Source organism: Rhodococcus sp. (in: high G+C Gram-positive bacteria), assembly GCF_049286785.1.
Lineage (GTDB): Bacteria > Actinomycetota > Actinomycetes > Mycobacteriales > Mycobacteriaceae > Rhodococcus_F.
This window is the reverse complement of sequence record NZ_JBAQEO010000231.1, coordinates 1-5,816: the sequence shown is the minus strand read 5'-3', so window position 1 is coordinate 5,816 and position 5,816 is coordinate 1. Positions and strand designations below refer to the sequence as shown.

The window sequence follows — 5,816 nt, the reverse complement described above, 5'->3', positions numbered from 1 at the left end:
GACCGAAGGAGGGGAGTCGTGGTGGTCAGTCTCGCGGCGCGGCCTGTGCGAGCACTGGGTATCTTCTTCGCCATGGTGGCCGACACGGCGGTCGCTGTCGGTAAGAGACCTTTTGCTGCAAGGGAATTCGTTCTGCAGTGCTGGTTCGTGGCGCGGGTGTCGATCGTGCCGACGCTCATGCTGTCCATCCCGTTCACCGTGCTGACGGTGTTCATCCTGAACATTCTTCTGGTGGAACTCGGTGCCGCTGACATGTCGGGGGCCGGTGCGGCGCTCGGGGCGATCTCGCAGATAGGGCCGCTGGTGACCGTCCTCGTCGTCGCAGGGGCGGGATCGACGGCGATGTGCGCGGACCTCGGTGCTCGGACCATCCGCGAGGAGATCGACGCGATGCGCGTGCTCGGCATCGACCCGATTCAGCGGCTGGTCCTGCCCAGAGTGCTCGCGGCGACCCTCGTCGCGCTCCTTCTGAACAGCCTCGTCGCTGTGGTGGGCCTGACCGGCGGCTTCCTGTTCTCGGTCTTCGTCCAGGACGTAACACCCGGGGCGTTCGTCGCCGGAATGACACTGGTGACCGGTCTGCCCGAAGTGATCATCTCGGTGGTCAAGGCTGCCCTCTTCGGCCTCAGTGCCGGCCTGATCGCCTGCTACAAGGGACTCACGGTCAAGGGCGGGCCGAGCGGCGTCGGCAATGCGGTCAACGAGACCGTGGTGTTCGCGTTCATGGCCCTCTTCGTCGTGAACGTCATCGTCACCGCCGTCGGCGTCAAAGCAACGTTGTGAGAAAGGAATCAGCGATGGCGTTCACGCTCGCCGACCGCTTTCCCCGATCGTCCCGATTCGTGACGGGCAAAGTCCGTGCGTGGAATCAACTGGGCGAGCAGACGACATTCTACGGTCGCGCGCTCGGGTACACGGTCGATGCGGTGCGCTTGTACAAGAAGGAGACGCTTCGGCTCATCGCGCAGATGAGCCTCGGTACCGGCGCGCTCGCGGTGATCGGCGGAACCGTGGTCATCGTCGGGTTTCTCACCCTGTCCGCGAGCGCCCTCATCGCCGTGCAGGGATACAACTCGCTGAGCAACATCGGCGTCGAAGCGCTCACCGGCTTCCTCGCGGCATTCCTCAACGTCAGGATCATCGCACCACTCACGGCGGGTATCGGACTGGCCGCAACGATCGGAGCGGGCGCCACCGCACAGCTCGGGTCGATGCGCATCAGCGAGGAGATCGACGCGCTCGAAGTCATGGGAATCCGATCGATCACCTATCTGGTGTCCACGCGCATCGTCGCGGGGATGGTCGTGGTGGTCCCCTTGTACTCCGTCGCCGTCATCATGTCTTTCCTGTCCGCGCGCTTCGGTACGACTTTCGTCTACGGTCAGTCGCCGGGCGTGTACGACCACTACTTCACCACGTTTCTGCGGCCGACCGACCTCTTCTGGTCCTTCCTGCAGGCGGTCGTCATGGCGGTGGTCGTGATGCTCGTGCACACGTACTACGGGTTCACGGCATCCAGCGGTCCGGCCGGCGTCGGGGAGGCGGTCGGACGCGCGGTCCGGACGTCCCTCATCGCCGCGGTGTTCGTGACGTTGTTCATCTCGCTGTCCGTGTACGGACAGTCCGGCAACTTCGACCTCTCGGGATAGCCGCCGATGACATACGCAAGTTCGAGGCGCCACATCGCGCCGGGATGGTGGGCCGCACTCCTGGTCCTCGTGATCGTCGGACTGGTCGCCATGACGGTCGTGCTCTTCACCGGCAGCTACAAGCGTTCCGTCGACGCGACCCTCACGTCCGAGCGGTCGGGTCTGGTCATGGAGCCGGGCGCGAAGGTGAAAATGAGGGGCATTCAGGTCGGGGAGGTCGGATCGATCTCGTCGGGTTCCGAGGAAGCGACCCTGGTACTGCACCTGTATCCCTCCGCAATCGAGTCGATCCCGGCGAACGTACGCGCAGACATCAAGGCGACTACGGCATTCGGTGCGAAGTACGTCGATCTGATTGCGCCCGCCGATCCATCGTCGACGCGACTCACCGGCGGAGCGCGGTTGGTATCGGACAACGTGACGACCGAGGTCAATACTGTTTTCGAAAACCTCTCCGACGTGCTCGATTCGGTCGACCCGGCCAAGCTCAATGCGACCCTGGGTGCGGTCTCCAGCGCACTCCGCGGTAGGGGGGATGAACTCGGCAGAACACTCGATGATGCGAATGCAGTGCTCGGGGAGGTGAATCCGCGCATGGTCACTCTCGACCAAGACGTACAGGCATTCGGCGACGCCTCAGGGGCATACAGTTCTGCAGCGCAGGACATTTTGCAGGTCCTCTCTGCGGGAAGCGTCACGGCCACGACCGTCACCGACGAGCAAGCGAATCTGGATGCGGCGTTGACGTCGGTGATCGGACTGTCGCACACGGGAATCGACGTGCTCGGTTCCAACCAGGACGCCCTCGTCCGATCGGTAAACCTGCTCGAGCCCACCACCAATCTCCTGCTGAAGTACAACCCGACGTACACGTGTCTGCTGATTGGAGCAAAGTGGTTTCTCGATAACGGCGGCTACGACATGGTCGCTGGCAAAAACCACAAATCACTGATCCTCGACGTGGGAATCCTTGCTGGTGACAATGCATACCAGTACCCCAAGCACTTGCCGAAGATCAATGCGAGCGGTGGACCCGGAGGAAAGCCGAGTTGCGGCTCACTGCCGGATCCCAGCGCGTCGTATCCCATCAAGCAACTGGTCACGGATACGGGGTGGGGCGCCAATCCCGGTGATCTACCGACCACCCCCGCCATGGGGAATCCGCCCTTCCTCGACTTTCTGACCGGTATTGCGGGAGGTGCTCGATGAGAGAGAACGTTCGTGGCGCGCTGGTACGGTTCCTGGCGTTCTTCGTAGTGTGCACGGTGGCGCTCTTCGGTGTGATCGTGATCTTCGGGCAACTCCGATTCGACGACCAGGCCGGGTACAGCGCCGAATTCACCACAGTGTCCGGACTGAAGCCGGGCGAGTTCGTTCGCATCGCCGGAGTCGAGGTCGGCAAGGTGAAGAGTATCGACCTGCGCGACGACAACACTGCCGTGGTGAACTTCGCTCTCGATTCCTCGGTCACCATTACCGAAGGAACGAAAGCCGCTGTCCGCTACGAGAACCTGATCGGTGATCGCTATATGGCGCTCGAAGATTCGGCTGGTTCGATCGCGCCGGTGGCGACCGGGTACACGATTCCCGTGGACAGGACTTCACCGGCCCTGGACCTCGACGCGCTCCTGGGCGGTTTCCGTCCGTTGTTTCGTGCGCTGGACCCTGATCAGGTCAACGACCTGACCGGGCAACTGATCTCGGTGTTCCAAGGACAGGGCGGGACGATTGCGTCCGTGCTGGCACACACCGCGGAGCTGACGAACACCCTTGCCGATCGAGATGCGCTCATCGGCAGTGTCGTCGACAATCTGAACACGGTTCTGGGTACGATCACCGCCCGGAACGAGCAGTTCTCCGAAGGCGTCGACACACTTCAGCAACTCGTATCGGGTCTTGCGTCTGGCTCGCCCGATCTCGGGCAGGCTGTGAGCAGCATCGACGCGGCCGCGAGCACAGTCGATGATTTGCTGACGCAGGCGCGGGCACCGTTGAAGGAAGTCGTCACGCAAACCGAGCGCACAGCAGGACAGATCGACAGTGACCGCGACTACGTCGACAACCTCATCGCGAACTTGCCGAACATATACCAGATACTCGCGCGTCAGGGGATCAACGGCGACTTCTTCAGTTTCTATCTCTGCGACCTGGTGTTGAAGGTCAACGGTCCCGGCGGCAACCCCGTCTACATCAAAGTGGCCGGACAAGACACAGGACGGTGTGAACCGAAATGAGATCCTTCGCGGAAATGAACCCGTTGGTGGTCGGAGCTGTCGGCTGCGCGGTCACCGGTGCGCTCGTGATCGGATCTCTCCAGTACGACAAGCTCCCCTTCTTTTCCTCGTCCGACTCATACTCGGCCTACTTCGCCGAGTTGGGGGGACTGAAGACCGGGAGTGCAGTGCAGGTATCGGGCAAGAATGTCGGCAAGGTGACCAAAATCGAACTGGCCGGACAGCAGGTACTGGTCGAGTTCTCCATGGACGAGGACGTCCACCTCGGCGACCACACCGAGGCGGCGATAAAGACGGAAACCGTGCTGGGGGCCAAGAATCTCGCCATCACACCGCGCGGAACGAGCGACCTCGACGGTGCGATCCCCCTCGAGCGCACCACGTCACCGTACGAACTGTCCGATGCCCTCGGTGATTTGACGACGACCATCAGCGGGCTCGATACCGGTCAGCTGTCGAACGCGCTTTCCTCGCTGTCGGAGACCTTCGAGGAGACACCGACCGATCTAGCACTCGCCCTGGACGGGGTCGCCCGCTTCTCCGACACGATCAACATCCGTGACGAGCAGCTTCGAAACCTGCTGACCGAGGCAGGCAAGATGACCTCGGTACTCTCCGAGCGCAGTGATCAAATCGCTGCGTTGATCGTCGATGCAAATACTCTGTTGGTCGAGTTCCAGAACCGAAGCGCCGCCATCGACCAGGTGATGGGTAATGTCGCCGCTGCCTCGAGGCAGCTGTCCGGAATGGTGGCCGACAACCGGGAGAAGATGAAACCCGCTCTGGACAAACTCAACTCCGTTCTGGGTATTCTCGACAACCGGAAGTCCGAGATTCAAAAGTCGATCGAGAAGCTATCGCAATATGCAATGTCACTGGGTGAATCTGTCAGCTCCGGACCGTTCTACAAGGCGTACCTCGCCAATCTCCTTCCTGGACAGTTCCTCCAACCATTCGTAGACGCAGCTTTCGCCGATCAGGGGATCGACCTCGACCAGCCCTTGCCCTCGGAATTGGTGAAGCCGCAGTCGGCAGGAGCGCCTGCGATGCCTTCCGTTCCCGGACTGGAGCTGCCGTCGATTCCCGGACTCGAAAACGTCATACCAGGAGGCGGACGATGACAGTGTCGCGTTCCCGGATCGCGATCCTCGGCGCGGTCGTAGTGGTCTTGGTCGCGGGTACCGTTCTCGCCGTCAGGACGTGGACGAACAGCCACACGACCACCGTCGTGGGGTATTTCTCCACAGCGAACGGCCTGTACGTGGGCGACGAGGTTCGTATCCTCGGTGTCCCGGTGGGCACCGTGGACGAGATCGAACCCGGTCCGGACAACACCAAGATCACGTTCTCCTTCGAGTCCGATCAGAAGGTACCTGCTGATGCCAAGGCGGCGATCCTGTCTCCGTCGCTGGTGTCCTCTCGCGCAATCCAATTGGTGCCCGCGTACTCGGGTGGCCCGCAGATGGAGAGCGGTGACGAGATCTCGATCGATCGCACCGCGGTGCCTGTGGAGTGGGATGACTTCCGGACCCAGCTCCAGAAATTGTCGGAGTCGCTCACCCCATCGACACCTGACGGCAATAGTTCGCTGGGTGCATTCGTCGACAGCGCGGCAGATAACCTCCGCGGTCAGGGAACCAACGCGAACGAAGCACTGACGAAGTTGTCGCAGGCGGTGTCCACGCTCGGAGAGAAGAGCACCGATATCTTCACGACGGTCAAGAACCTGCAGGTACTCGTCAGTGCATTGTCTACGAGCAGTGACCTGATGGCACAACTGAACGACACCCTTGCGTCGGTCTCCGGTTTGTTGGTCAACGATTCCGGCGAAGTCGATCAGGTTGTTACGGATCTGGATGCTGCCGTGAGTGACGTTTCGCAGTTCGTCGGAGACAACCGTGACAACATCTCGACGACAGCGACCCGGCTGGAG

Annotated in this window: 6 protein-coding genes; all 6 read left to right on the top strand. The window is 61.6% G+C overall.

The window, feature by feature from the left end:
* Window positions 1-18 precede the first annotated feature (18 nt).
* Window positions 19-783, top strand: coding sequence for an MlaE family ABC transporter permease (locus tag WAW17_RS09520; protein ID WP_422332736.1), 765 nt, complete (start codon window positions 19-21; stop codon window positions 781-783).
* Window positions 784-797: 14 nt separating this feature from the next.
* A complete protein-coding gene (locus tag WAW17_RS09515) occupies window positions 798-1,649 on the top strand; it encodes an ABC transporter permease (RefSeq protein ID WP_422332735.1) in 852 nt (283 codons plus the stop codon).
* Between the two features lie 6 nt (window positions 1,650-1,655).
* Window positions 1,656-2,858: an MCE family protein gene (locus WAW17_RS09510; protein WP_422332734.1), complete on the top strand. Its 1,203-nt coding sequence runs from the start codon at window positions 1,656-1,658 to the stop codon at window positions 2,856-2,858.
* On the top strand, window positions 2,855-3,883 hold the full coding sequence (locus WAW17_RS09505; protein ID WP_422332733.1) for an MCE family protein: 1,029 nt from the start codon (window positions 2,855-2,857) through the stop codon (window positions 3,881-3,883). The genes WAW17_RS09510 and WAW17_RS09505 overlap by 4 nt, the downstream gene beginning before the upstream one ends.
* Window positions 3,880-5,004: an MCE family protein gene (locus tag WAW17_RS09500; RefSeq protein ID WP_422332732.1), complete on the top strand. Its 1,125-nt coding sequence runs from the start codon at window positions 3,880-3,882 to the stop codon at window positions 5,002-5,004. The genes WAW17_RS09505 and WAW17_RS09500 overlap by 4 nt, the downstream gene beginning before the upstream one ends.
* On the top strand, window positions 5,001-5,816 hold an 816-nt coding region (locus WAW17_RS09495; protein WP_422332731.1), incomplete at its 3' end, for an MCE family protein. The genes WAW17_RS09500 and WAW17_RS09495, both read left to right, overlap by 4 nt.